Here is a 22,449-nt window from a genome sequence, read left to right as displayed (position 1 = left end):
ACAGCACAAAGCCTCCTGAAGCGCTAAACCCTTCGTTAGATTAGCACACTAATGCCAGGAGCTTGGTCTTACAAGTGACGTTTTCGGCTTTGAGAGGAAGGATTGCCGCGGCTGCGCCTCGCAATGACAGCACAGAATAGCGCTATGGCTCGTACCCCCGGTTGTCCTTGAAGTTCTTGTTGTACTTCTGCCGCGCCTTCCGCGCTTTTTCGGCGGCTTCGGCGGCTTGAATCTCCTCCATCTTCCGCCGCTCTTTGCCAGCGCGCGAGAACTGGTCATAAATTAAGCTAACGGGGCTTTCCAGCGTGGGAGCCACGGGCCGGGGCGCAATGCTGTCGACGGGGAAAAGGGGACGGGGAGCGGGCGGACGTTTCACGGCGCTGGTTGGCGCGGTGCTAGGCCGCTTGATGTTGCGTAGCGCCCGGTTGATGGTGGCGCGGTCGGGGCGGCCTTCGGTCACGCGCACCTCGCCGAGCCGGATACTGTCGCGCATCATAGCTACCTGAATAACCAGCTGCGAGAGGCCCGTACCGCCCAGGGGCACCCGGCGTGTTTTGAAGCCCACCGCCCGAAATACCAGCGTGTCTTGGTTGCCTACGTCAATGCGAAAGTCGCCTTCCTCGTTGGCTACGGTGCCGCGCCCACTGCCCTGCACAAATACGGCCGCCCCGCCAATGGAGCGCCCCGTACCCGCCTCTGATACCGAGCCCGACACGCGTACGGACGGGTTCTGGGCGTTGGCTCCAAACGGGCAGAGCATCAGCAGCAAACCGGCCACGTACCAGCCAGCGCAACGAGGAAACCGAGTAAAACGCAGGAGTGCGTTGAAAAGGAAATCAGGAAAAATCATCAACCAGGAGTAACGCCAGCGGCAGGCAAGGTAGCCAACAACAGAGCCAGAAAAAGCTCGCACCGTTGCAGGTACGAGCTTTCCCTTGAAAAAGCGAGTTCTGAATCGACAAACGCTCAATTTGTACCGACCGGCTGCGGTGCAGGCTCCAACACGCCGCCAAGGAGTCGGCTCCAAGTAACGGCCGTTGGTGTATGCTGTAAGAAGTCAGCTCACCTGAAGCGAGGCTGACTTCTTACTTCTCCGTTCTAAGCTCGCACTACCTAAGCTCGGCGCAACTCGAATACGGTGATTTCGGGCAGGAACCCGACGCGGCCGGGGTAGCCGATATAGCCCAGACCGGTGTTTACGTACAAATACTGCTGACCCTGCTGGTAGAGGCCAGCCCACTGCTTGTACACGTATTGCACCGGGCTCCACTTGAAGAAGGGCAGGTTGACGCCGAACTGCATGCCGTGGGTGTGGCCCGAGAGCGTGAGGTCTACGTCCGGAAACTCCGGCCGTACTTGCGCATCCCAGTGCGAAGGGTCGTGGGAGAGCAGGATCTTGAAGGGGGCGTTTGGGTCGGCGGCGGCGTGGGCTTTGGCTAGGTTGCCGTACTTGGGAAAACGCATGGCCGCGCCCCAGTTCTGAATACCAAGAATGCTAATCTTCTCGCCGTTGCGCTCAATAGTGCGGGCTTCATCGAGCATCAAGTTCCATCCAATTTTGGCGTGATTTTGCTTGAGCCGTGCCAGGTTGGCCGCTTTAGCCGCCGCGCCGCCCTGCTCGGTCCAGTCGACGTAGTCGGCGTAGTCGTGGTTGCCGAGGATGGACAACTTGGGCAGCTTTGACTGAATCTGGGCCAGCGTCTCGATGTGGTCTTCTACCTCAGTGGCGATGTTGTTTACTAGGTCGCCGGTCATCACCACGAGGTCCACATTTTGCTGATTGATGAGGGCTACGGCGCGTTGCAGCGGCTCTTTGGAGGCGAAGCTACCGGTGTGCAAATCGGAAATCTGCAAGAGCGTAAAGCCGTCGAACGAAGCGGGTAGATTGGGAAAGCGCAGCGTTACGCGTTTCACCCGGTAGTCGGTAGCGCCTTTCACCATACCCCAAATAAGGGCCACGAACGGCACGGCCGCTGCTAGCAGGGCCGCTTTGCTCAGGAACTCGCTGCGCGTGATGGCCGTGCCTGGCGTGCCGGCGGGGCGGGAGATGAAGCGTTGCGCAATCCAACGGACACCGCGCACCAGATCCTCCGGAAACAGGAACAGCAAAACTACCAGCTTGGCTACCAGCAACGCCAGCAGGGTAGTGGCCACGTAGGCCTTATATGGTGCGTGGCCCTGCCCGCGGGTGGCCATTGCCCAGATGCCTAGGCCCCAGGTGAGAGCCGTAATAAGCCAGTAGAGGTAGCCAGCCGTTTTACGAGCTACGGGAGTGGCGCTTTGCAACGCCGTTCGGATGGCCTGGAAACCATACCATTCGGCCACCAGAAACAGCAGCAGAAACAAAATACCAGAAAGGGAACGAGACATATCGGGGAAGAAACCACACCGGCCAGAATTGGTTCGTTGGGCCAGCGTATGAGGTCAGACGGGGAAATGGGGTTTTTACTTTACTTTCCGGCATTCTACAAGCGAAGTGCCGTATGCAACCTATTGACAATCTGTCGGGAAATATTCCCGCGCCAACGGCTGCTGAAGCCCCTTACGAGAATCCGTCGTCGTTTGGTATCAAGAGCTGGGCCGAGGAAGACCGGCCGCGGGAGAAGCTCATGCAGAAGGGCCGCGCCGCCCTTTCCGATGCCGAGTTGATGGCTATTCTACTCGGATCAGGCACGGCCAAGCTCTCGGCCGTAGACGTGGCCAAGCTGGTGCTCAACGCCGCTGACAACGACCTCAACACATTAGCCCGCTTCTCGCTCAAGGAGCTGATGCGCCAGAAAGGCATCGGTGAAGCCAAAGCCATTACTATTATAGCCGCGCTGGAGCTAGGTCGCCGCCGCAAAGAATCCGACGCGCCGGCCCGCACCACCATCACCGGCTCGCGCGACATCTACCAACTCATTCGCCCTAACCTGCAAGACCTGCCGCACGAGGAGTTCTGGGTGATTCTCTTGAACCGGGCCAACGTGGTGATGCGCAAAACCAGCATCAGCCGCGGCGGCGTGGCCGGCACCGTCGCCGACCCGAAGCTGATTTTCAAGGAGGCGCTGGAGCAGCTGGCCTCCTCGATTATTCTGGTGCACAACCACCCCAGCGGCAACCGCAGCCCCTCCGCGGCCGACATTGCCCTCACTCGTAAACTCAAGGAAGCCGGCCAATTCCTCGACCTGCCCATCCTCGACCACCTCATCTACACCGACGCCGGCTACTACAGCTTCGCCGACGAAGGCATGCTGTGAAGTGGTTTTTGGTTGTTGGTTTATGGTTTTTGGCTGTAATGCTTGGCCGTTGGGTGTAGCTCTGGTATAAATGGTGGAGCAGCGCGAAGCCATGAATCCAGCCGTATTGAACGACCCCAACAACCAAAAACGAATAACCAAAAACCAGCACAGACTGGTTTCTACCTTTGCGCCATGCGTATCAATCCCAAACTCTTCGCTATTCTCGGGCTGCTGCTGGTGCTGGGCTATTTTCTGCAAGACCTCGTCTTCAACGACGACCAGTACGCCGCCCGCCTGCGCAAGGCTCGCAAAGAGAAGAACGACAGTTTCCGGCGCGTGCAAGGCTCCCCGCTCAGCGAGGCACAGCGCAACACCTTCGACAGCCTGAAATACTACGCTCCCGACAAAGCCTACCGCTTCGATGCCCAACTGGAGAAGTTCACTCAGCGCGACACCGTGGAAATGCCCCTCACCGATGGCAAAGCTGATAAGTACCTTCGCTGGGGCCGCGCCACTTTCAAGCTAAACCAGCAGGATTACAAGCTGACCTTGTTTCTCAAAGCCGACGGCCAGGACTCCACCCTCTTCATTCCCTTCACCGACCGCACGAACGGCCACGCCACCTACGGCGGCGGCCGCTACCTCGACACCGCTCTGCCCAAGCCTAACGAAAAGGAGCTCGTACTGGACTTCAACACCGCCTACAATCCCTTCTGCGCCTACAACGACAGTTACGCCTGCCCCGTCCCCCCACAGGACAACCGCCTGGCCGCGGAAATCAAAGCCGGCGAAAAGGGCTATAAAGAGTAGTCCCTGGCGGCAGACTTAGCCAGCAAAGCTGGCGCGTCTGCCCGCCACGCAGCCCGGCAAGTCTTCAGACTTGCGAAACCAGGCAGTTTAGGTTCACTGTCCAGTCTGAAGACTGGATCGGCTTCCGAGGCTGGCAGTCACGCCGACAGCGTCGGCTCAAGACTGCCGCCAGCAGCCGCCAGCAGCTTGGTAACCTTTCAGCAGCCATTGAAGCCGCCCGCCCGAATCCGTACCTTTGCTGGGTATGCTGGGGCGCCAACGGCCCGGCTGCTGACTATAGCTTACCGACTACCTCATGAAAATTTCCCTCGACTGGCTCCGTACGCTCATTCCTACCGACAAACCCGCCGAGGAAATCGGTAAGCTGCTCACCAGCTCCGGGCTGGAAGTGGAAGGCATTGAGTACCTGGAAAGTATTCCGGGCGGCTTGCGCGGCGTGGTGCTGGGCACGGTGCTCACCTGCCAAAAACACCCCGACGCCGACAAACTCAGCCTCACTACCGTGGACGTGGGCGACAGCACGCCCCGTCAGATCGTGTGCGGCGCTGCCAACGTGCGCGCTGGCTTGAAGGTGGTAGTAGCCCTGGAAGGTGCCACGCTCTACCCCACGCAGGGCGAGCCATTCAAAATCAAGAAGTCCAAGATTCGGGGTGCCGCTTCCGAGGGCATGATTTGCGCCGAAGACGAAATCGGGCTAGGCACCTCGCACGCCGGCATTATGGAGCTGAATACCGACCTGCCCAACGGCACGCCCGCCGCCGATTACTTCGGCCTAGGCTCCGATTCCGTATTCGAAATAGGCCTGACCCCGAACCGCGCCGATGCCGCCTCGCACTACGGCGTGGCCCGCGAGTTGCGCGCCCTGCTGCGCCAGCCCTGCCACCTGCCCGACGTGAGCAAATTCCACGCGCCAAATGAGGATGTGCCTGAATGGCTAGGCAAACAGATTAGTGTTACCATCGAAGACCCCGAAGCCAACCCTCGTTATGCCGGCTTGCTGTTGGAGAACGTGCAGGTGGGCCCGTCGCCGGAGTGGATGCAGCGCCGCTTGCGCAGCATCGGCCTCTCGCCCATCAACAACGTAGTGGACGTCACCAACTTCGTGCTGCACGAGCTAGGCCAGCCCCTGCACGCCTTCGATGCTGACCAGATTACGGGCGGGCGAATCCGCGTGAAGCGGGCCGCGGCGGGGGAGAAATTCATCACGCTCGATGGTACGGAACGCACGCTGAAAGCGGAAGATCTGGTTATTGCCGATGCTAACGGTGCGCCGATGGCGCTGGCGGGCGTGTTCGGCGGCAAGACTTCGGGCGTGACGGACGCTACCACCCGCGTGTTTCTGGAAAGCGCGTACTTCCAGCCCGCCGCCGTGCGCAAAACCGGCCAAACCCACCAACTCAAAACCGACGCCTCCTTCCGCTTCGAGCGGGGCACCGACCCGCACATGGTGCCCGTGGCCCTAAAACGAGCGGCGCTGCTGCTCCAGGAAGTAGCCGGCGCCACCGTGGCCGCGCCCATCGTGGATGAATATCCTACGCCCATCGGTCACGCCACCGTGCGCCTGCGCCTGCCGCGCGTGGAAAAGCTGGTAGGCCAGTTCATCGCGCCGGAGCGCATCCGTCAGATTCTTACCGACCTCGACATTCTGATTGCCGAGGAAATAGAAGACCAACACCCAACCTGGATACTGTCGGTACCGCCGCACAAGGTGGACGTGACCCGCGAGGCCGACGTGATTGAGGAAATTCTGCGCATCTACGGCTACAACCACGTGGCGCTACGTCCGCACAATTCGGCCTCGTTCTTGGCCCGCTTCCCGAATCCCGACCCCGAAATCATTCGGCAGAACACGGCCCGCTTACTCAGCGGCCAGGGCTTCTCCGAAATCATCACCAACTCCATTACCAACTCCCTCTACTTTGAGAAGGAAGGGGGGAAGGATGAGACGTTGGTGCGCCTGCTCAACTTCAACAGTGCCGAGCTGAACGTGCTGCGCCCCGCTATGCTGCACAGCGGCCTGGAGGTGGTGCGCTACAACGTGAATCGCCGTCAGCGCGACCTGAAGCTCTACGAGTTCGGCAAAACCTACCACCGTCGCGCCGACGGTCAGTACGACGAAAAAAACAAGCTCGTGCTCTACCTCACCGGCAACACCACCGCCGAAACCTGGCAGCAGAAGTCGGAGAAAAGCACCTATCACCAGCTAGCCGGCGCGGTGCAGCAAGTGCTGGCCGCGTTGGGCTTCCCAGCGCCCAACTCACAGCCGGTGCAGCACCCGTACCTGGCTGGCGGCCTCACGCTATTGGCCCAGAACCAGCCGGTGGCGCAACTCGGGGCCGTGTCGGGGGCTATTCTAAAGCGAATGGATGTGAGTCAGCCGGTGTGGTACGCCGAGCTGGACTGGGATTGGCTGATGCGTAAGTACAAGAATAGCCTTATGGCCCGCGAGTTGCCCAAGTTCCCGGAAGTGCGCCGCGACTTGTCACTAGTAGTGAATAAAACCGTGACCTTCGACCAGCTTCAGCAGATTGCCCGCCGCACCGAGAAAAAGCTGCTTCAGCAGGTAAACGTGTTCGACGTGTACGAAGGCCCCAATCTGGGCGCCGACAAGAAGTCCTACTCCGTCAGCTTCCTGCTCCAAGACGCCACCCAAACCCTAACCGACCAGGCCATCGATTCGGTGATGCAGCGGCTGATTCAGCAGTTCGAGCAGCAGGCCGGCGCCTTGATTCGGAAGTAAATTGGTTTTTGGTCGGTGGTTTTTGGTTATTGGTAACTAGTTTTCCTGCAAACCGCACAAACAGAGGTTAACATAGTACGCATCTTATTAAGAAGCTTACCAAAGCTAGCCAACAACCAAAAACCACCAACCAAAAACCAAAAAATGGCTTCCTCCCAGCAGCTTGCCCAACTCGACCGCCTGGAGCGGCAGGTAACCACCTTAGTGGCTGCCTATCAGCAGTTGCGCGAAGAGTTGGCCGATGCCCAGACTACCGTTCAGCAACTGCGCGCCGACGTGCGCGACCGGGAACGGCAGTTGAAGGATTTCCAGAATCAGGAGAATATCACTAAACTTGTCAATACCATAGCCGGCGAGCCGGCCAATGTCAACGAGCTGAAACTGCGCCTCAACGAATACATCCGCGAAATAGATAAGTGCCTTGCCTATTTGAGGGAGTAACTTGACCATCCACCCCACCCACGACGGCTCCCATGAGCGAACTATCCATCAAAATCCGCATTGCCGATCGGGATTACCCGATGCGCGTCAGTCCTCAGGATGAGGAACGTCTGCGCCTGGCCGGCCGCCTGCTAGGCGAGCGGATAAAGGAATTTCGCGAGCAATACGGCATTCAGGACAAGCAAGACCTGCTGGCCATGATTGCGTTGTCCACGATGGCTGACCGCCTGAAAGTCAGTAAGGAAAAAGATGGTACCGACACGGTTCTGACTGAGCGCCTCGCGCGCCTCGATGAACTGCTGTCGGGAGTGGTGCTCGTCTGAAGACGCAGACGGACGCACCCGCGTAGCGGACAGCTCGGAACCCCGACAGCGCAAACGGCGCGGCGGGGTTGTTTGGCATCGGCCTTCTTTTCTGGTTATGGGTTTTAACACCTCTCTTAAAAACCATAGCCCATGTCCACCCCCGTTTATATTGCTCTTGCCGCCGTGCTGGCCCTTGTGGTCGGCATCGTGGTGGGGCGCCTGCTGGCCGGCAAGGCCCGGCAAGACCACGAGGCCGATGCGAAAGCGCGCGCCCAACAACTGCTGGCCGAAGCCGAGCAGCAAGCCACCCGCACCCGCGACGAGCGGATCCAACAGTCGAAAGACAAATTTCGCACCCTCAAGCAAGAGTTTGAGCAGGAGAGCCGCCGCCAGAAGCAGGCCCTTGACCAGGAACTAACCGAGCGCCGCGCTACCGTAGTAGAGCAGGAGCAAAGCATCAAGAAACTTACCGAAACCACCCAACGCCAGCTGGAGCAGATTCAGCGCAAAGAGACTGAGTTAGACGCTACCCGCGAAAGAATTGAAAACCAGGCCCAGCTACAGCGCGAAAAGCTGGAAGCCCAGGAAGAAAAGCGCCGCGCCATCCTCGATAGCCAACTAGCCAAGCTGCAACAGCGCGAGCAGGAAGTGGAAACTGAGCTGGAGCAGCGCAGCCAGGAGCTACGCGAGCAGCAACAGCAAGTGTTGCAGCAGCTCGAATCCATTTCGGGCCTCACCGCCGCCGAAGCCCGCGAGCAGCTAGTGGAGTCGCTTAAGAACGAGGCCCAGATTCAGGCCAGCTCCTACATCAAGGACGTGGTGGCGCAGGCCAAGCTTTCGGCCACCAAGGACGCCAAGAAAGTGGTGCTCGAAACCATTCAGCGCACCGCCGCCGAGCACGCCATCGAGAACTGCGTGTCGGTGTTCAACATCGAGTCCGACGATGTGAAGGGCAAAATCATTGGCCGCGAGGGCCGCAACATTCGGGCCCTGGAAGCCGCCACCGGTGTCGAAATCATCGTGGATGATACGCCCGAGGCCATTATCATTTCCGGTTTCGACCCCGTGCGCCGCGAGGTGGCCCGCCTGAGCCTGCACTTGCTCGTGAAAGACGGCCGAATTCACCCAGCCCGCATCGAGGAAATTGTGGCCAAGACGCGCAAGAACATCGACGAGGAAATCGTGGAAATTGGCGAGAAGACCATCATCGACCTGGGCATCCACGGCTTGCACCCCGAGCTCATCAAAATGGTGGGACGCATGCGCTTTCGCTCTTCCTACGGCCAGAATTTGCTCCAGCACTCGCGCGAAGTAGCCAACCTCTGCGCCACCATGGCCGCCGAGCTAGGCCTGAACGTAAAGCATGCCAAACGCGCTGGTCTGCTCCACGACATTGGTAAAGTAAGCACCGAGGAGCCCGAGCTACCCCACGCCATTCTGGGCATGGAGATGGCCAAGAAATACAAGGAGCACCCCGACGTGGTAAACGCCATTGGTGCCCACCACGACGAAATCGAGATGACGGCCATGATTTCGCCGCTCGTGCAGGCCTGCGACGCCATTTCTGGCTCGCGCCCCGGTGCCCGCCGCGAGATGATGGAGAGCTACATCAAGCGCCTCAAGCAGCTCGAAGAAACCGCCAACTCCTTCAAAGGCGTCAATCAGTGCTTCGCCATTCAGGCCGGCCGTGAGCTGCGCGTGATGGTAGACGCCGAGAACGTAACCGACGAGCGCGCCGCCGAGCTGAGCTACGAGATTTCCCAGAAGATCGAAAAGGAAATGCAGTACCCCGGCCAAATCAAAATCACGGTTATCCGCGAAATGCGCGCCGTGGCTTACGCCAAATAGGCCACTGTAGTTGGAGGTTCAGCATATGCCACCTCAAAAAAAGCCCGCCCAACGAGAGTTGTGGCGGGCTTTTTTGCGTGCAAGCCAGAGTAGTTGATCAGACAGATATGCCACCCGCGCAGCTGCACTGTCTTTGCAACGCTATTGAAAGAACTGATTTAACTTATTTTGTCTATTATTAGAAATATAAATTGATTTATGACGCGATTCCTACTCCTGTGGATGTTGCTCGGTACAACGAGTTGCGCTGTGTATATGCCCATGCAGGGAGCTGCTCCCGATATCCGCGCCCAGCACCAGGCGGAAGTGCGAGCCAGCACCTATTTGAGCCGTTGGGAAGCTTCGGCTGCCTACTCACCCCTGCCGCACGTGCTCGTACGCGGTGCCTTCGGCCGCCGCTCCGACTCCGATGATAGTACGTACTGGCGGGGCCGGCAATACGAAATGGCAGCGGGTACCTATTGGCCTTTGGGCAAGAGTTGGCTGGTTGGTGGTCTGGGAGGCTACGGCCAAGCCCGTAGCCAGGCACGCTATGAAAACGACGGCCAAATAATTTCTTTAGGCCGGGAATATCAGCATCAGTTTAATACGCGGTTCAACAAAGTGTTTGGAGAGGCCTACGTGCTGCATCAAACCGATGACGTTGTTTCGTTTGGGGCTACCTTTCGGGTAACGCAATTACATTTTACCACCCTGACCGATGTGGGAGTTCCGGTGGACCTGCGCTGGGCCACCAGGATTGAGCCTATGCTGTTCATGCGGCTCGGCATGGCGGGGTTAGGTGGACCCACAATCGAAGAGCAACCTTTTCAATTACAACTTTCTTGCGGCGCCTCTTTCTCGCCGGGCTACAATGAGCGGCAGTTTGACCTCAATGGTTCCCGGCGGCAGTTGCAGCGTGGCCGGGGATATGTCACTGTCGGAATCGGAATTTTTCCGCACCGCTTAACTAAGCTTTTGCGCTAATGGTGTGGATTTTGGCTAATCTTTCAAGTAGTGGGCAAAAACAGTCGTTCTGACAAATATGGTCAGCGGTAGATTCTGTGCTACCGTTGCCGCACCAACTCCAGATATTTCGCGTCGCACTGCCCAAACCGCATGTAGTTGTTCATCGAATTGCCGTAATTCTGAAGTAGGAGCATGCTGTCTTGCCATTCAACTTGCACATCCTCCTCCGGCTCGGTGCCTTCCAAACCGACGAAGGTGAAATAGGTGGTGGAATCCTCGCGTGACACCTTCACCTCGCCCCGTATTTTTTCATAGGAGAAGGAGTAGCCGCCGGCCCGCTTCTCCACGGTTATCGATAAGGCGCACACGGCTGTATCCTGCACCGCATACGTTCCGGCATAGGTTGGAACGGTCGTTTTGCTCGGACTAGGCGTTGCTACGGGAGTTGGCTCGGCTGCTTCTGCTGGCACCTCAGCCTCCGCAGGTGCGGTGTCAGCGGGAGTGGAACCGGCGGGCGTTTTTGATTCGCAAGCGGCCAGAACCAGGCAGGTTGCGGCGGTAGTGAGGACGGCGCTTAGTTTCATCTGATGAAGAAAGAGCTGAGGTTGCCCCCGCAACATACGACGAGCTAGGGCATCACCCAACTACCCCGCTGCTGGCCCCGGCGCATAGCCTTCCAGCCACGCGCTAGGCACTCCTTCGTGCTCAAACACCCCCACGTGCCGCAGCCCCGCCTTCGCCAGCACCGCCCTAGACGCCAGGTTCTCCATATCAGCCATAGCATACAGCACCGGCTGCCGCAGCACCTCGAAGCCATACACCACCGAGGCCCGTGCCGCTTCGGTAGCAAAACCCTGGCCCCAGTAGCGGCGGATAAGCCGGTAGCCCACATCATAAAAATCGACGTGGCCGTTGACAGGCTCCCGCATCAGCTTCAGGCCCGCCCAGCCCAGGAACTCGCCCGTTTCTTTCAGCTCCACGGCCCAGCGCCCGATGCCATTATCTGCGTACTGCTGCCGCACGAAGGCAATGATTTCCTGGCTCTGCTTGAGCGTCTGCACGGGCCGGTTGCCCAGATAGCGGTGTACCTCCGGGTCCGAGTCCAACTCAAACATATCCGCCGCATCGGTGGGCAGCAACTCGCGCAACAGCAGGCGCGGGGTTTCGGCGAATAGTTTCATGTGGTATGACCCTACACAAGCTAACGGGACGAAAAAGGTGAAACGTAATAATTTCACCCTGTACTGGTTTATACACGAATATAAAGGGAGCTTATTCGACGTACTTTTCAGAACGGCGCAGTGAAGATGGCTACTAGATAGTGGAGCTTACGCTTAGTACCACGAGTTGCATAGTTCGCTGCCTCCGTGGCTACCCTAGTTAAGAAGCCCCCATTAACCGAGTGTAACATTTTTCGGTCTACTTAGTGCCGGAAATGCCCGTACTTTAACTAAACACATCCTCCTTATGAGCCAGCAGCTAGTATCCATCGACAAAAACGTGATGAGCGGTACCCCGGTCTTCTCTGGTACTCGTGTTCCGGTTAAAAACCTGTTCGACTACCTGGAAACGGGCGAAACGTTGGAATCTTTTCTGGATGATTTTCCCTCCGTGCGGCGCGAACAGGCCGTGGCGCTGCTGGAACGGGCTCAGCAATTTCTAACCTCCGAGGACTTCCTCCGTGAAAGTGCTGCTTGATGAATGCCTGCCGCAGCGCTTGCGGCGAGAACTGCCCGGCTTCGCAGTACACACCGTAGCTAGCATCAGCTGGGCCGGGCAGCCCGACGATACCCTGCTTACCCTAGCCGCGGCGGCCGGTTTCGATTTTCTACTCACCGCCGACCAAAACCTGCCTTTCCAGCAAAATCTAGCGTTATTGCCCTCGTTGCGAGTAGTCGTGTTCCGCACCTTTCGTAACACTGTACCAGAGCTATTGCCCCTGTTGCAGCAGTTTATTACTCGTCATGAGCAGCTACCAGCCGGTGCGGCAACCATTATCAGTAGCCGCGACTAACAGTAGATGCGAAATGGATTTTCGCATCTACCAGGTCCTGCTATCTACTAATCCTCGCAACAAAGCACATCCTGCTGCTGCTACGACAGTTGCCCGTTCACACGTGGCGCGGACTTCAGTCCGCCGCCTGACCAATGGAACAAGCTAGGTGGCTAATACGGGCTGCGGACTGAAGTCCGCGCCACACTTCTATCAGGCCGGCTTCTCCAGTTTCGCGAATACGTTGTTCAGCCCTTCGGCCCACGTGGGGTGGGCCAGCACCATGTTCTGGAGCTGCTGATATTTCAGTCGGCCCGCCATGATGAGCTGGAACATGGTCATAATTTCGCCGCCTTCTGCGCACAGGATTGTGGCGCCCAGTACCCGGTCGTCGGGCCCAACCAATACTTTCCAGAAGCCTTCTGTGCGCCCTATTTCGCGGGCGCGGCCGATGGTGCGCACGGGCATGGTGGCCACCCGGTACGCTACGCCTTGCTCCTTGGCCTGTTCCTCGTTCAGCCCGATGCGGCCTAGCTGCGGCTCCGTGTACACGCAGTAGGGCAGGGGCCGCTGCTTGGTGGTGCGCCGCTTGCCGCGCGTCAGGAGATTGTCTCGAATCACGCGGTAGTCGTCGTAGCTGATATGGGTGAATTGGGGGCCGCCGTGCACATCGCCGAGGGCGTACACGCCGCGCACGCCGGTTTCCAGCCGCTCATTCACTTGGATGTAGCCTTTCTCGTCGGTGCGGATGCCGGCCGCGGCCAGGCCCAGCGTGTCGGTATTGGGGCGGCGGCCGGTGGCTACTACCAGGTGCGTGCCCCGGATGCGCCGCTCTCCCTCGTGGGTGTGCGCCGTGAGGGTCAGCACCCCATCCGCGTTGCGGGATACTTTGCGCACCTTGGCGCCCAGCACCACTTCCACGCCTTCAGCTTCTAGCACGCGGGTCAAGGCAATGCAGGCATCATCGTCTTCGTGCTCCAAGAGCTGCCGGTGCGATTCTACGATGGTCACGCGGCTGCCCAACCGCCGGTACATCTGGCTGAATTCTAGGCCGATGTAGCCGCCGCCGAGAATCACAAGGTGTTCGGGCAACTCTTTCAGGTCGAGTAGCTGCGTGGTGGTCAAGTAGGACACTTCCTGTAAGCCTTCGATGTCTGGTACGACGGCCCGCGTTCCGGTGTTGATGAATATTTTTTTCGCCTTCAACTCCTACATTTCGCCGCCTGCCAGCGCCACTTGTACCGTGCGCGGCCCCAGGAAAGTGGCATGGCCGTGCAGCACCGTAATACCCGTGCTTTCCTGGGTTAGGTTGCTACGCACACCATCCCGCATAGCCTCCACAATCTGGTCTTTGCGCGCTATCACGGCGGCCATATCCACGGTGGGCTCCACGCGTTGCATCCCGTAGGCCTCGGCGGTGCGCAGCTGCTGCGCTCGCTCGGCCGAGGCCAGCATGGCCTTGGTAGGCGTGCAGCCATAGTTGATGCAGGAGCCGCCCAGCAGATTTTCCTCGATGAGAACCACGCGCTGGCCTGCCTCGGCCAACGCCGTAGCCAGTGGATTGCCGGCCTGGCCCGAACCAATAATGAGGGCGTCGTAGGAAGTATTGGGCATAAAGCGCGAAGTTTGGAGAAGGGTCAACCCGAGAAAGGAGTGAAGTTCGTAGGCTCTACGCAACGGCGCAGCTTACGGCTGCACAACGAAACTCCGCTTGGCGCGTTTTGCCTCCGTTTCCATCTCCCTGCTTCCATGCCTGCTTTGCTTCGCGCATTCCTGTTTCTGAGCCTGCCCCTGCTGGCGGGCTGCTCGTCGCTCTACTTTCCGCCGCCGCCCCAGGTGCCGCTGCTCACCCAGAAAGGCGAATGGAGCGCCGGCATCCATACCAATTTCAGCGAAAACACGGCCGTGCAAGGTGCCTACGCCCTCTCCGACCACCTCGGCGTGATGGGTTCCGCTTCCTTCCTGCACGCCAACAAGAAACAGTCTTTCTTCGGCTCCAAAAACAACCGCCAAACCGAAGACCATGATTTCGTGGAAGGCGGCCTCGGCTACTACACGCGCCTCCGCCAAGACCGCCGCGTGCTGGAAGTATACGGCGGCCTCGGCGTGGGCAGCACCAAGTACACAGAATACACCCGCGAAACCACCATTCCCACCGAAACCCGCGAGGGCCGGCTCAACAAGTACTTCGTGCAAGTCAACTACACCTCCAAAAAGAAGAAGAGCTTCCACGCTTTTGGCCGCGACTGGCCCTTCAACTACGGCTCGGCCCTGCGCGCCAGCTACGTGCAGCTCAATAATTTCAAGCGCAACGGCCTCGCCGCCGCTCCAGAAGACAACATCTTCCTCGAACCCATCACGTACACCCGCATCCAGGCCCTCGGCCCTCTCCAACTCCAACTCATCAGCGGCAGCAACTTCGGCCTCCGCAGCCGCAAATACCTCAAAGCCGCCAACTCTGTGTTCCAATTAGGCATCGTGGTGAACCTAGGTGGGCAGGATGGCGAGAAGTAAGAGGCGACGTAAAGTTCTGTATTAAGGGGTCTTTCTTGTTAAATAAAGTACCTTCTGTAAGAGCCAGCTTCACCGATTACCAACAAAAGAGCCCCGACGCAGGCCGGGGCTCTTTGTGATACAACGAAAGTAGCAAGAGCTACGCCGTTACCTGCTCGCCGTTCAGCACGCGCAGCATGGTGTCGCCGATTTCGGCGGGCGAATCCACCACGTGGATGCCGCACTCGCGCATGATGGCCATTTTAGCGGCGGCCGTATCGTCGGCACCGCCGACGATGGCGCCGGCGTGGCCCATGCGGCGGCCGGGAGGCGCGGTTTGGCCGGCAATGAAACCTACTACGGGCTTCTTATTACCGGTGCTTTGAATCCAGCGGGCGGCTTCGGCTTCCATGCCGCCCCCGATTTCCCCAATCATCACGATGCCCTCGGTTTCGGGGTCATTCATGAGCAGTTCCACAGCTTCCTTGGTGGTGGTTCCGATGATGGGGTCGCCGCCGATGCCGATGGCCGTGGTCTGGCCCAGGCCAGCTTTGGTGAGCTGGTCTACCGCCTCGTAAGTCAGCGTGCCCGACTTCGACACGATGCCGATTTTGCCTTTCTGGAAGATGAAGCCCGGCATGATGCCTACTTTGCACTCGCCGGCCGTCATTACGCCGGGGCAGTTCGGGCCAATCATGCGCAGGCCTTCGCGGCCTTTCAGGTACTCCTTCACCGCAATCATGTCCTTGGTGGGGATGCCCTCGGTGATGGTGATGATAACCTTGATGCCCGCGTCGGCCGCTTCCATGATGGCGTCGGCGGCGAAAGCCGGGGGCACGAAGATGATGCTAGTATCGGCGCCGGCTTGTTCTACAGCCTCAGCTACGGTGTTGAACACGGGCCGGTCGAGGTGCTGGGTGCCGCCTTTGCCGGGCGTTACGCCGCCTACCACGTTGGTGCCGTACTCAATCATCTGCTGCGCGTGGAACGAGCCTTCAGAGCCGGTAAAGCCCTGCACTATCACTTTGGAATCCTTGTTTACCAGAACACTCATTAGAGGAGGGGGTTAGAGGAGTTATTCGGTTAGGGTGGGTTGAACGGCCACCCGTGGGGCAACCGGTGTGCAAAAGTAGCCTTTTTTGGGGCCGGGGCAAGGTAACCTAAGCATCATAACAAGCAGCACCGAAGCCCCTCCCAGATGGCACCATACTCGTGCCTAGTGCCTGCCTACTGAAATCCTTGGTGAGGGCCATGAAGCCTACTATGAATAGAGGGACGACGAAGGGCCTACTCGAAATCCGTACCTTTGCGGCTCTCTCTCGTAAATGCCCACCCTCTCACCTCTCCCGCTCACCCATGTATCTGAATAATATCATTGAGGCTATTGGCAACACCCCGCTGGTAAGACTCAATAAAGTGGCCAACGGCATCAAAGGCACCGTCCTGGCTAAGGTGGAATATTTCAATCCTGGCAACTCAGTGAAGGACCGGATGGCCCTGAAAATGATAGAAGATGCCGAAAAGGCCGGCATACTCAAACCCGGCGGCACCATCATCGAAGGCACCTCCGGCAACACCGGCATGGGCTTGGCGCTGGCCTCCATTTCCCGCGGCTACAAGTGCATCTTCGTGATGAGCGACAAGCAAAGCAAGGAGAAGCAGGACATCCTCCGGGCCGTAGGGGCCGAAGTGGTTATCTGCCCCGTAGACGTGGCTCCCGACGACCCGCGTTCCTATTACTCAGTAGCGCGCCGCCTCAACCAGGAAACGCCCAACTCCTTCTATCCCAACCAGTACGACAACATGTCGAACACGGCGGCCCACTACGAAGGCACGGGCCCCGAAATCTGGACGCAAACGGAAGGGAAGATTACCCACTTGGCCTGCGGGGTGGGCACGGGCGGCACCATCTGCGGCACGGCGAAGTACCTGAAGGAGCAAAATCCCGCCGTGGTAGCCGTGGGCCTTGATACCTACGGCTCCGTATTCAAGAAGTATAAGGAGACGGGTATTTTCGACGAGAACGAAATCTATCCTTACAAAACCGAAGGTATCGGCGAAGACATTCTTCCCAAAAATGTTAACTTCGACCTCATTGATTTGTTCATTAAAGTCTCGGACAAAGATTCTGCCGTCATGACGCGGCGGCTGGCTAAAGAAGAGGGTCTGTTTGTGGGCTGGTCGTGCGGCTCGGCAGTATACGGAGCATTGGAATATGCCCGGGAGCATTTAACAGAAGACGATACCATGGTCATCATTCTGCCCGACCACGGCACGCGTTACCTAGGAAAAATCTACAACGACGACTGGATGCGCGAGCAGGGCTGGCTGTAAAGCTCACCTTGGCTTGTCGCTTCGTCCTCGCTCTACCACTGAAAACAAACTTTCATCCCATGTCGAAAAAGCTGCGTAGCGTGGTGCTAGTGGACGACAACGAAACCACTAGCTTCCTCAACAACCGTCTGCTCAACCGGCTGGAAGTGGCCGAGCAGATTCTTACCTTCTCGCGCGCCGAGCAAGCCTTCCAGTATCTGTGGGGCGAGCAAGCCGCCGCGGCTACCGATGAGGTGCCGGAGCTGGTGTTCGTGGACCTGAAAATGCCCGGCATGGATGGCTTCGAGTTCCTCAAACTCTACAACGAGCTGCCCGCCGACTCCAAGCAGAAAACCGTCATGGCCGTGCTCACCACCTCCATGCACGCCGCCGACACCGCCCGCGTAGCCCAGTACCCCGACGTAGAGTACCTAGCCAAGCCGCTGACAGAAGAAAAGATGGCCAAGCTGCTGAAAAAGCGTTTTTAGGGCCTCCGAGGCCTCACCCCCTAGCCCCCTCTCCTAGGGGAGAGGGGGGACTAGCTCTAGCTTTATCTACATGATAGTTTAGCCAAAAGCTCAGCGGGCCATAGCCCGCTGAGCTTTTGTTTTTACAAGCTAGAGCTAGTTCCCCCTCTCCACGGGAGAGGGGGTTAGGGGGTGAGGCCCCTTAGGAGAGGGGGTTAGGGGGTGAGGCTACCGCCTCCACGAACCGAAATGCCTCCCCATCAAACAAGCCTTTGTCGCTGAGTTTGAGGCTGGGGATGACGAGCAGGGCCATGAAGGAGAGCGTCATGAACGGGGCGCCGAGCGGGGAGCCTAGCCGCCGTGATAATGCATCAATGGCGGCGTAGTCCTGGGCCACGCGGTAGCCATCTTGGCCTGACATCAGGCCGGCGACGGGTAGGGGCAGCAGAAGCTCTTCGCCATCGTCACCCACGGCAGCTAGCCCGCCTTTGGCTTGCATTACCAGGTTCACGGCGCGGGCCAGGCTCTCGTCGTCACAGCCGACGGCGGTGATGTTGTGCGAGTCGTGGCCGACGCTGCTGGCTAGGGCGCCGCGCTTGAGGCCGAAGCCCTGGATGAAGGCCACGGCTGGTGGAGCGGCGTGGTAGCGGTTCACGACGGTGAGCTTGAGAATGTCCCGCTCTACATCGGGTAGCACGAGGCCGTCTGCTACGCGCGCCGGCAGGTCGTGGCGGGCGGTGATGAGCTGCCCATCGAAGCACTCTATGACTCTTATGACTGGTTTTTCGTTGTTGGTTACTGGTTGTTGGTTTTTTGGGGCGGGGAGTTGGAAGTCTTGGAGAGTGACGGTTTGAGGATGGAAGTTGTTGACTTCGCGGCCAGGCACCGAGGCGATGCGCGTTTGGCCGTTTTCGGCTACCAGCTCGCCGTTGAGGTAGGTTTGGCGGACCTGGAAGGTGGTGAGGTCGTCGACCAGGATGAAGTCGGCGGGGTGGCTGGGCTGGAGCAGGCCTACGGGCAGCTGGTAGTGCTCCACGGGGTTGCGGCAAGCCACGCGCAACACCTTTAGCACGTCTTGGCCGCGGGCTACGGCGCGCTGCACCAGTTGGTTGATGTGGCCGAGCACGAGCGTGTCGGGGTGCTTGTCGTCGGAGCAGAACATGAGGTGCTCGTAGTGCTCCGGCAGCAGGTCGATGAGGGCGTCGAAGTTGCGGGCCGCGGAGCCTTCCCGGATCAGGATTTTCATGCCCACGGCCAGCTTGTCGAGGGCTTCTTCGGCCGTGAAGCATTCGTGATCGGTGCTGATGCCGGCCTCGGCGTAGCGGCGGGCATCGGCACCCCGCAGGCCGGGAGCGTGACCGTCTACCGGGCGACCATAGCGTTGCGCCAGCCGGATTTTCTCCATCACCGACTCATCACGGTGGAGCACGCCGGGCCAGTTCATCATCTCCGCCAGATAGGCGATTTCCGGGTTCTGAAACAGCTGCTCAATATCCTGCGCCGTGATTTCAGCCCCAGCCGTTTCGAAGGGTGTGGCCGGCACGCACGACGGAGCCCCGAAGCAGAATTTGAAGGGCACCTGCCGCCCACTTTCCAGCATGAACTCCACGCCCGCCACGCCCAGCACGTTGCCTATCTCGTGCGGGTCCGAAACCGTGGCCACGGTGCCGTGCACCACGGCCAGCCGGGCAAACTCGGCGGGCACCAGCAGGGAGCTTTCGATATGCACGTGCGCATCCACGAAGCCCGGCAGCGCATAGGGCAGCGCGGGGTCCGGGGCGGGGGCACCGGTGGGCTCGATGCTACGAATGCGGCCCTCGGCGACGTGTATGGTGGCGGGCGTAATGGTGTTGGCAAACAGGTCGATGACGTTGGCCGTGACGGAAAATTCGGCGGGCATAAAGCGAAAGCAAAACGTGGGGAAAGTTGCCGCGCCGGGGCGGCAGACGGGTAAAGAAGCGTATATTTGTCGAAAACCTGCGCCGGTGAGAAAGATTGTGACTTTGCTGATGGCCGCCCTGTTTCTGGGTTCCGGCCTTGCTGCCACGGGCTGTACGGCCCGCACTCCGCAGCAGAAAAAAACCCGCTCCTTTAAGCGGAACCACAAACCCGGCGACCGGATGCCCTGTCCGACGCACGACTGCTAAGCATTCTTCTTATGCATCGTCTTCTGCCGGCCAAAACCTTGCTTTTGACCCTGATTTTATTGTTCGCTGTCGGGCAGGTGCATGGCCAGGAGTTTCTCAAGCGCACATTCCAGGGAGGCGAGGGCCTGTGTGAGCTAACCGACGGCAGCCAGCACAAGGGCAAGATAAAGCTGTCCGCGAGCTGCCCTCCCACCATCGAAGTGCGGAAAAAAGGCCAGGCGCAGCCTATGGCGGTTCCCCTGGAGATGATCAAGCACCTGACCATTGGCCGCGACACGTTCGTGGTGGTGCACGACTTTTGGGTGCCACGCTATAAGCAAAAGCTCATGAGCTACGTGCAAGATGCCCAGGATACCGTGCTCGTGCCCCATGCCTTGGTACAGCGACACATCAACCGGGGCGGGATGGAGTTACTGCGCTATATCGGGACGATGGCAGAAGTAAACATGATGACGGGCGGCGGGAGCTTCGGGAGCACCGAGTATTATACCTGCTACCTTTTTCGCCGCAACCGGCAGGGTGGGTACCGCACTATCGCCGGCGAGTCGGCTCCACTTAAGCGTTATTTCGTGCCGATAGTAGCAGACAAGACAGCGGTGCGCGACTACCTAGCCGGTGCTACCTTCGTGGAGCTGAAGCTGCCTCGCATCTTAGACATTTATCTGATTAGCAAAGGCTATTAGAACTCTGGCTACCCAAACTCCTCCCAGCTTCTTCCAAACAGCCTGGGCGCTGGAATACATAATGAAGACTATGCGGACTCTGGTAACCTTACTATTCGCTGCCCTGACCAGTCTTGCCGCTCAGGCGCAACGCCAAACGGCTGCTTTTCCGGCGCCCACGCCGGGCCCCGTAGAAGACCCCACGCAGCGGCGTTCCGACGGGGGCAGCCCCGGTAGCTACCAGGGCCTCGATGGCACTTGGCACGCCGTGCAGATAGACGGTTGGGAAAACGACCGAGTATATCTGAGCGATGCTGGCAGTACTTTCAAAGCCTATTCGCCCACCGATCTGAAACGCTTCGTGGTATCCACTGATACCATCACGGCCGTGCGCGATGTGGCTGTCAAAACCCGCCGTTTCCTGCTGAAAGGCCGGCCCCGGCTGGTACCGGCGGCGTTTGGGTGGCGACTGTATCGGGGCGGGGGCTTTCAGTTGGTAGAGTATGATTCCAGCCAACCCTCTACGCTTAGCTCGCGGCTTTCGAGCCGCCTGTTGCTGCGGCACGGGCAGGATGCGTGGCAGGTAGTCCCAATGAATACCGTTAAGTTTAACCAACTTATGCTCACGCTGCTCGGCGACAACCCGGAGCTGGCGGCCGGCCTACGGGCCAGCCAGTACCGCCCCCGGCGCGATGCTGCTCGGCTGCTGGAGCGTTATGCCGATTGGAAAACGCGTCAAGCTCTCCAGTCGGCGGCTTCGCCCACCCGCTAATTATTCGCCTATGTCTACTTCCGGCTCTCCTCTCGCTTCTCTTCTCTCTGCTGCCGACGCCGTGCGCCAGCAGTTGCAAGTAGATAAGTTCGACGCCGCTGCCGTGCAGCAGCTCGATGCGTTTATTGAAGCGCAGCGGCCCGACATCAAACCCGCCGACAAGCAAGGCGTAGTGATGGCGCTGGGGTGCTTTCTGGGGCAGTGCCTGGTGGCAACTTACGGCGGCACCTGGGCCAAAGGCCCCGACGGAACTACCGGCGTCGGTATCAACCAAAATAGCTTTTTCAATCCTTTCTACCGCGTATTGCAGCAGCTCGACAAGGGCCAGCCCGAGTCAGTAGCCGTGTTTTTTGCGGGTATTCCCGAACGACTGGCCGCCGCGCCCCGTCGCAAAAATTGGATTTCGTGAGTTCACCCAGCAGCCCATCCGTGCCGACCGAATCAGCCATGAAAAAAATCGTCATTGCTATCGATGGCTATTCCTCGTGCGGCAAAAGCACGACGGCCAAGGCCGTAGCTGCCGAGCTGGGCTATGCCTACATCGATACCGGCGCCATGTACCGGGCCGTGACGCTCTACTTGCTGGAACACGCCATTGCTTTCGACGACCTGACTCGCGTGGATCAAGCCCTGCACGATATGCACATTTCCTTCAAGCGCAACCGCAAAACGGGCCGTAACGAACTGTGCCTCGACGGGCAGATTCGGGAAGATGAAATCCGACAGATGCGCATTTCCAACCTCGTGAGTGAGGTATCGAGCATTCCGGCGGTGCGCCACGCCATGGTGCGCCAGCAGCAGCGGATGGGCCACAAGCGCGGCGTGGTGATGGACGGCCGCGACATCGGAACCACCGTGTTTCCAGATGCCGAAGTGAAAGTGTTCATGACGGCCGAAGTGCTGACGCGCGCCGAGCGCCGGCAGGAAGAGCTGGCCGTGAAAGGCGAGCAGGTGGCGGTGGATGAAATAGTGGAAAACCTGCGCAAGCGCGACCACCTCGATTCCACGCGCACCGAAAGCCCGCTACGCCGCGCCCCCGATGCCGTGCTGCTCGATACCACGCACATGATGATAGACGAGCAGGTGGATTTTGTGCTGGAGCGTGTGTCGGCCAAGCTTTTTTCGCTGGCGGCGGGCACCGGTTCGGAACGGAACAGCGGCGAAGTAGTTGTATAAGATGTAGTGCTTAGTTGGTAGTGCTTGGTTGGTAGTGCTTAGTTGATAGTGCTTGGTGCTTAGACACCAGAATTATAGGACTACTCCATCAGTTGCCAAGCACTACCAACTAA

At 59.0% G+C, this 22,449-nt stretch carries 23 protein-coding genes and 2 pseudogenes; 17 read left to right on the top strand and 8 right to left on the bottom strand.

What is annotated here, in order from left to right; all coding sequences use genetic code 11:
• Positions 1 to 142 precede the first annotated feature (142 nt).
• Entirely contained in the window at positions 143 to 850 is a 708-nt protein-coding gene (locus ACYSMN_RS22450) for a carboxypeptidase-like regulatory domain-containing protein (RefSeq protein WP_488926163.1), read from the bottom strand.
• Between the two features lie 263 nt (positions 851 to 1,113).
• Positions 1,114 to 2,370, bottom strand: coding sequence for a metallophosphoesterase (locus ACYSMN_RS22445; RefSeq protein ID WP_488926162.1), 1,257 nt, complete (start codon positions 2,368 to 2,370; stop codon positions 1,114 to 1,116).
• Between the two features lie 113 nt (positions 2,371 to 2,483).
• Here ACYSMN_RS22445 and radC point away from each other — a divergent pair, with 113 nt between their 5' ends.
• The 7 genes from radC (at position 2,484) to ACYSMN_RS22410 (ending at position 10,331) form a co-directional block, all read left to right on the top strand.
• Positions 2,484 to 3,239, top strand: a complete 756-nt coding sequence (radC, locus tag ACYSMN_RS22440) for a RadC family protein (RefSeq protein ID WP_488926161.1) — start codon at positions 2,484 to 2,486, stop codon at positions 3,237 to 3,239.
• 174 nt (positions 3,240 to 3,413) lie between these two features.
• Positions 3,414 to 4,031 (top strand): DUF1684 domain-containing protein, encoded by a 618-nt coding sequence (locus tag ACYSMN_RS22435; RefSeq protein WP_488926160.1) that lies wholly within the window; start codon positions 3,414 to 3,416, stop codon positions 4,029 to 4,031.
• Positions 4,032 to 4,326: 295 nt separating this feature from the next.
• Positions 4,327 to 6,771: a phenylalanine--tRNA ligase subunit beta gene (pheT, locus tag ACYSMN_RS22430; RefSeq protein ID WP_488926159.1), complete on the top strand. Its 2,445-nt coding sequence runs from the start codon at positions 4,327 to 4,329 to the stop codon at positions 6,769 to 6,771.
• 144 nt (positions 6,772 to 6,915) lie between these two features.
• Positions 6,916 to 7,212, top strand: coding sequence for a hypothetical protein (locus tag ACYSMN_RS22425; RefSeq protein ID WP_488926158.1), 297 nt, complete (start codon positions 6,916 to 6,918; stop codon positions 7,210 to 7,212).
• 32 nt (positions 7,213 to 7,244) lie between these two features.
• Positions 7,245 to 7,535: a cell division protein ZapA gene (locus ACYSMN_RS22420; RefSeq protein WP_488926157.1), complete on the top strand. Its 291-nt coding sequence runs from the start codon at positions 7,245 to 7,247 to the stop codon at positions 7,533 to 7,535.
• A 132-nt stretch (positions 7,536 to 7,667) separates the two neighbouring features.
• On the top strand, positions 7,668 to 9,365 hold the full coding sequence (rny, locus tag ACYSMN_RS22415) for a ribonuclease Y (RefSeq protein WP_488926156.1): 1,698 nt from the start codon (positions 7,668 to 7,670) through the stop codon (positions 9,363 to 9,365).
• 198 nt (positions 9,366 to 9,563) lie between these two features.
• A complete protein-coding gene (locus ACYSMN_RS22410) occupies positions 9,564 to 10,331 on the top strand; it encodes a hypothetical protein (RefSeq protein ID WP_488926155.1) in 768 nt (255 codons plus the stop codon).
• An 80-nt stretch (positions 10,332 to 10,411) separates the two neighbouring features.
• Here the strand turns inward: ACYSMN_RS22410 and ACYSMN_RS22405 are convergent, their stop codons facing one another.
• Together ACYSMN_RS22405 and ACYSMN_RS22400 are read right to left on the bottom strand one after the other, a co-directional pair.
• The gene (locus ACYSMN_RS22405; RefSeq protein WP_488926154.1) at positions 10,412 to 10,897 is read right to left on the bottom strand and encodes a hypothetical protein; all 486 of its coding nucleotides are present in this window, start codon (positions 10,895 to 10,897) and stop codon (positions 10,412 to 10,414) included.
• 60 nt (positions 10,898 to 10,957) lie between these two features.
• Entirely contained in the window at positions 10,958 to 11,494 is a 537-nt protein-coding gene (locus tag ACYSMN_RS22400) for a GNAT family N-acetyltransferase (protein ID WP_488926153.1), read from the bottom strand.
• Between the two features lie 286 nt (positions 11,495 to 11,780).
• Between ACYSMN_RS22400 and ACYSMN_RS22395 the strand changes: the two genes are divergently transcribed.
• Together ACYSMN_RS22395 and ACYSMN_RS22390 are read left to right on the top strand one after the other, a co-directional pair.
• Positions 11,781 to 12,011, top strand: coding sequence for a DUF433 domain-containing protein (locus tag ACYSMN_RS22395; RefSeq protein WP_488926152.1), 231 nt, complete (start codon positions 11,781 to 11,783; stop codon positions 12,009 to 12,011).
• The gene (locus ACYSMN_RS22390; RefSeq protein ID WP_488926151.1) at positions 11,995 to 12,327 is read left to right on the top strand and encodes a DUF5615 family PIN-like protein; all 333 of its coding nucleotides are present in this window, start codon (positions 11,995 to 11,997) and stop codon (positions 12,325 to 12,327) included. The genes ACYSMN_RS22395 and ACYSMN_RS22390 overlap by 17 nt, the downstream gene beginning before the upstream one ends.
• A gap of 192 nt (positions 12,328 to 12,519) precedes the next feature.
• Here ACYSMN_RS22390 and ACYSMN_RS22385 read toward each other — a convergent pair whose 3' ends face one another.
• Both ACYSMN_RS22385 and ACYSMN_RS22380 read right to left on the bottom strand, forming a co-directional pair.
• Positions 12,520 to 12,858, bottom strand: coding sequence for a hypothetical protein (locus tag ACYSMN_RS22385; protein ID WP_488926170.1), 339 nt, complete (start codon positions 12,856 to 12,858; stop codon positions 12,520 to 12,522).
• A gap of 93 nt (positions 12,859 to 12,951) precedes the next feature.
• A pseudogene (locus ACYSMN_RS22380) lies at positions 12,952 to 13,920 on the bottom strand (FAD-dependent oxidoreductase); the annotation flags it as partial.
• Between the two features lie 135 nt (positions 13,921 to 14,055).
• On the opposite strand from ACYSMN_RS22380, the gene ACYSMN_RS22375 reads away from it, so the two are divergent.
• On the top strand, positions 14,056 to 14,820 hold the full coding sequence (locus ACYSMN_RS22375; protein ID WP_488926150.1) for a hypothetical protein: 765 nt from the start codon (positions 14,056 to 14,058) through the stop codon (positions 14,818 to 14,820).
• A 139-nt stretch (positions 14,821 to 14,959) separates the two neighbouring features.
• On the opposite strand, the gene sucD is transcribed toward ACYSMN_RS22375, so the two are convergent.
• Entirely contained in the window at positions 14,960 to 15,853 is an 894-nt protein-coding gene (gene sucD, locus ACYSMN_RS22370) for a succinate--CoA ligase subunit alpha (RefSeq protein ID WP_488926149.1), read from the bottom strand.
• A gap of 302 nt (positions 15,854 to 16,155) precedes the next feature.
• Between sucD and ACYSMN_RS22365 the strand changes: the two are divergent.
• Positions 16,156 to 17,130: pseudogene (locus tag ACYSMN_RS22365) on the top strand (PLP-dependent cysteine synthase family protein); the annotation flags it as partial.
• A gap of 62 nt (positions 17,131 to 17,192) precedes the next feature.
• Positions 17,193 to 17,600 carry a response regulator gene (locus ACYSMN_RS22360; RefSeq protein ID WP_488926148.1) on the top strand — a complete coding sequence of 136 codons (408 nt, stop codon included), beginning with the start codon at positions 17,193 to 17,195 and terminating at the stop codon, positions 17,598 to 17,600.
• 181 nt (positions 17,601 to 17,781) lie between these two features.
• Here ACYSMN_RS22360 and ade read toward each other — a convergent pair whose 3' ends face one another.
• The gene (ade, locus tag ACYSMN_RS22355; protein WP_488926147.1) at positions 17,782 to 19,479 is read right to left on the bottom strand and encodes an adenine deaminase; all 1,698 of its coding nucleotides are present in this window, start codon (positions 19,477 to 19,479) and stop codon (positions 17,782 to 17,784) included.
• An 85-nt stretch (positions 19,480 to 19,564) separates the two neighbouring features.
• Between ade and ACYSMN_RS22350 the strand changes: the two genes are divergently transcribed.
• From ACYSMN_RS22350 to cmk, 5 genes are all read left to right on the top strand, one after another.
• Positions 19,565 to 19,726 carry a hypothetical protein gene (locus ACYSMN_RS22350; protein WP_488926146.1) on the top strand — a complete coding sequence of 54 codons (162 nt, stop codon included), beginning with the start codon at positions 19,565 to 19,567 and terminating at the stop codon, positions 19,724 to 19,726.
• A gap of 11 nt (positions 19,727 to 19,737) precedes the next feature.
• Positions 19,738 to 20,409 carry a hypothetical protein gene (locus tag ACYSMN_RS22345; RefSeq protein ID WP_488926145.1) on the top strand — a complete coding sequence of 224 codons (672 nt, stop codon included), beginning with the start codon at positions 19,738 to 19,740 and terminating at the stop codon, positions 20,407 to 20,409.
• 70 nt (positions 20,410 to 20,479) lie between these two features.
• Complete coding sequence (locus tag ACYSMN_RS22340; RefSeq protein WP_488926144.1) at positions 20,480 to 21,160, top strand: hypothetical protein; 681 nt, start codon at positions 20,480 to 20,482, stop codon at positions 21,158 to 21,160.
• 10 nt (positions 21,161 to 21,170) lie between these two features.
• Entirely contained in the window at positions 21,171 to 21,569 is a 399-nt protein-coding gene (locus ACYSMN_RS22335; protein ID WP_488926143.1) for a hypothetical protein, read from the top strand.
• Between the two features lie 38 nt (positions 21,570 to 21,607).
• Positions 21,608 to 22,336, top strand: a complete 729-nt coding sequence (cmk, locus tag ACYSMN_RS22330) for a (d)CMP kinase (protein WP_488926142.1) — start codon at positions 21,608 to 21,610, stop codon at positions 22,334 to 22,336.
• Positions 22,337 to 22,449: the final 113 nt, after the last annotated feature.

The sequence above is a fragment of the Hymenobacter sp. M1-2 genome, assembly GCF_057808495.1.
This window is presented reverse-complemented; position numbering and strand designations above follow the sequence as displayed.

Bases quoted from the DNA above. Each gene is read 5' to 3' on its own strand.
- ACYSMN_RS22450 (WP_488926163.1), bottom strand. From the start codon at position 850: ATGATTTTTCCTGATTTCCTTTTCAACGCACTCCTGCGTTTTACTCGG.
- ACYSMN_RS22445 (WP_488926162.1), bottom strand. From the start codon at position 2,370: ATGTCTCGTTCCCTTTCTGGTATTTTGTTTCTGCTGCTGTTTCTGGTG.
- radC (WP_488926161.1), top strand. From the start codon at position 2,484: ATGCAACCTATTGACAATCTGTCGGGAAATATTCCCGCGCCAACGGCT.
- ACYSMN_RS22435 (WP_488926160.1), top strand. From the start codon at position 3,414: ATGCGTATCAATCCCAAACTCTTCGCTATTCTCGGGCTGCTGCTGGTG.
- pheT (WP_488926159.1), top strand. From the start codon at position 4,327: ATGAAAATTTCCCTCGACTGGCTCCGTACGCTCATTCCTACCGACAAA.
- ACYSMN_RS22425 (WP_488926158.1), top strand. From the start codon at position 6,916: ATGGCTTCCTCCCAGCAGCTTGCCCAACTCGACCGCCTGGAGCGGCAG.
- ACYSMN_RS22420 (WP_488926157.1), top strand. From the start codon at position 7,245: ATGAGCGAACTATCCATCAAAATCCGCATTGCCGATCGGGATTACCCG.
- rny (WP_488926156.1), top strand. From the start codon at position 7,668: ATGTCCACCCCCGTTTATATTGCTCTTGCCGCCGTGCTGGCCCTTGTG.
- ACYSMN_RS22410 (WP_488926155.1), top strand. From the start codon at position 9,564: ATGACGCGATTCCTACTCCTGTGGATGTTGCTCGGTACAACGAGTTGC.
- ACYSMN_RS22405 (WP_488926154.1), bottom strand. From the start codon at position 10,897: ATGAAACTAAGCGCCGTCCTCACTACCGCCGCAACCTGCCTGGTTCTG.
- ACYSMN_RS22400 (WP_488926153.1), bottom strand. From the start codon at position 11,494: ATGAAACTATTCGCCGAAACCCCGCGCCTGCTGTTGCGCGAGTTGCTG.
- ACYSMN_RS22395 (WP_488926152.1), top strand. From the start codon at position 11,781: ATGAGCCAGCAGCTAGTATCCATCGACAAAAACGTGATGAGCGGTACC.
- ACYSMN_RS22375 (WP_488926150.1), top strand. From the start codon at position 14,056: ATGCCTGCTTTGCTTCGCGCATTCCTGTTTCTGAGCCTGCCCCTGCTG.
- sucD (WP_488926149.1), bottom strand. From the start codon at position 15,853: ATGAGTGTTCTGGTAAACAAGGATTCCAAAGTGATAGTGCAGGGCTTT.
- ACYSMN_RS22360 (WP_488926148.1), top strand. From the start codon at position 17,193: ATGTCGAAAAAGCTGCGTAGCGTGGTGCTAGTGGACGACAACGAAACC.
- ade (WP_488926147.1), bottom strand. From the start codon at position 19,479: ATGCCCGCCGAATTTTCCGTCACGGCCAACGTCATCGACCTGTTTGCC.
- ACYSMN_RS22345 (WP_488926145.1), top strand. From the start codon at position 19,738: ATGCATCGTCTTCTGCCGGCCAAAACCTTGCTTTTGACCCTGATTTTA.
- ACYSMN_RS22340 (WP_488926144.1), top strand. From the start codon at position 20,480: ATGCGGACTCTGGTAACCTTACTATTCGCTGCCCTGACCAGTCTTGCC.
- ACYSMN_RS22335 (WP_488926143.1), top strand. From the start codon at position 21,171: ATGTCTACTTCCGGCTCTCCTCTCGCTTCTCTTCTCTCTGCTGCCGAC.
- cmk (WP_488926142.1), top strand. From the start codon at position 21,608: ATGAAAAAAATCGTCATTGCTATCGATGGCTATTCCTCGTGCGGCAAA.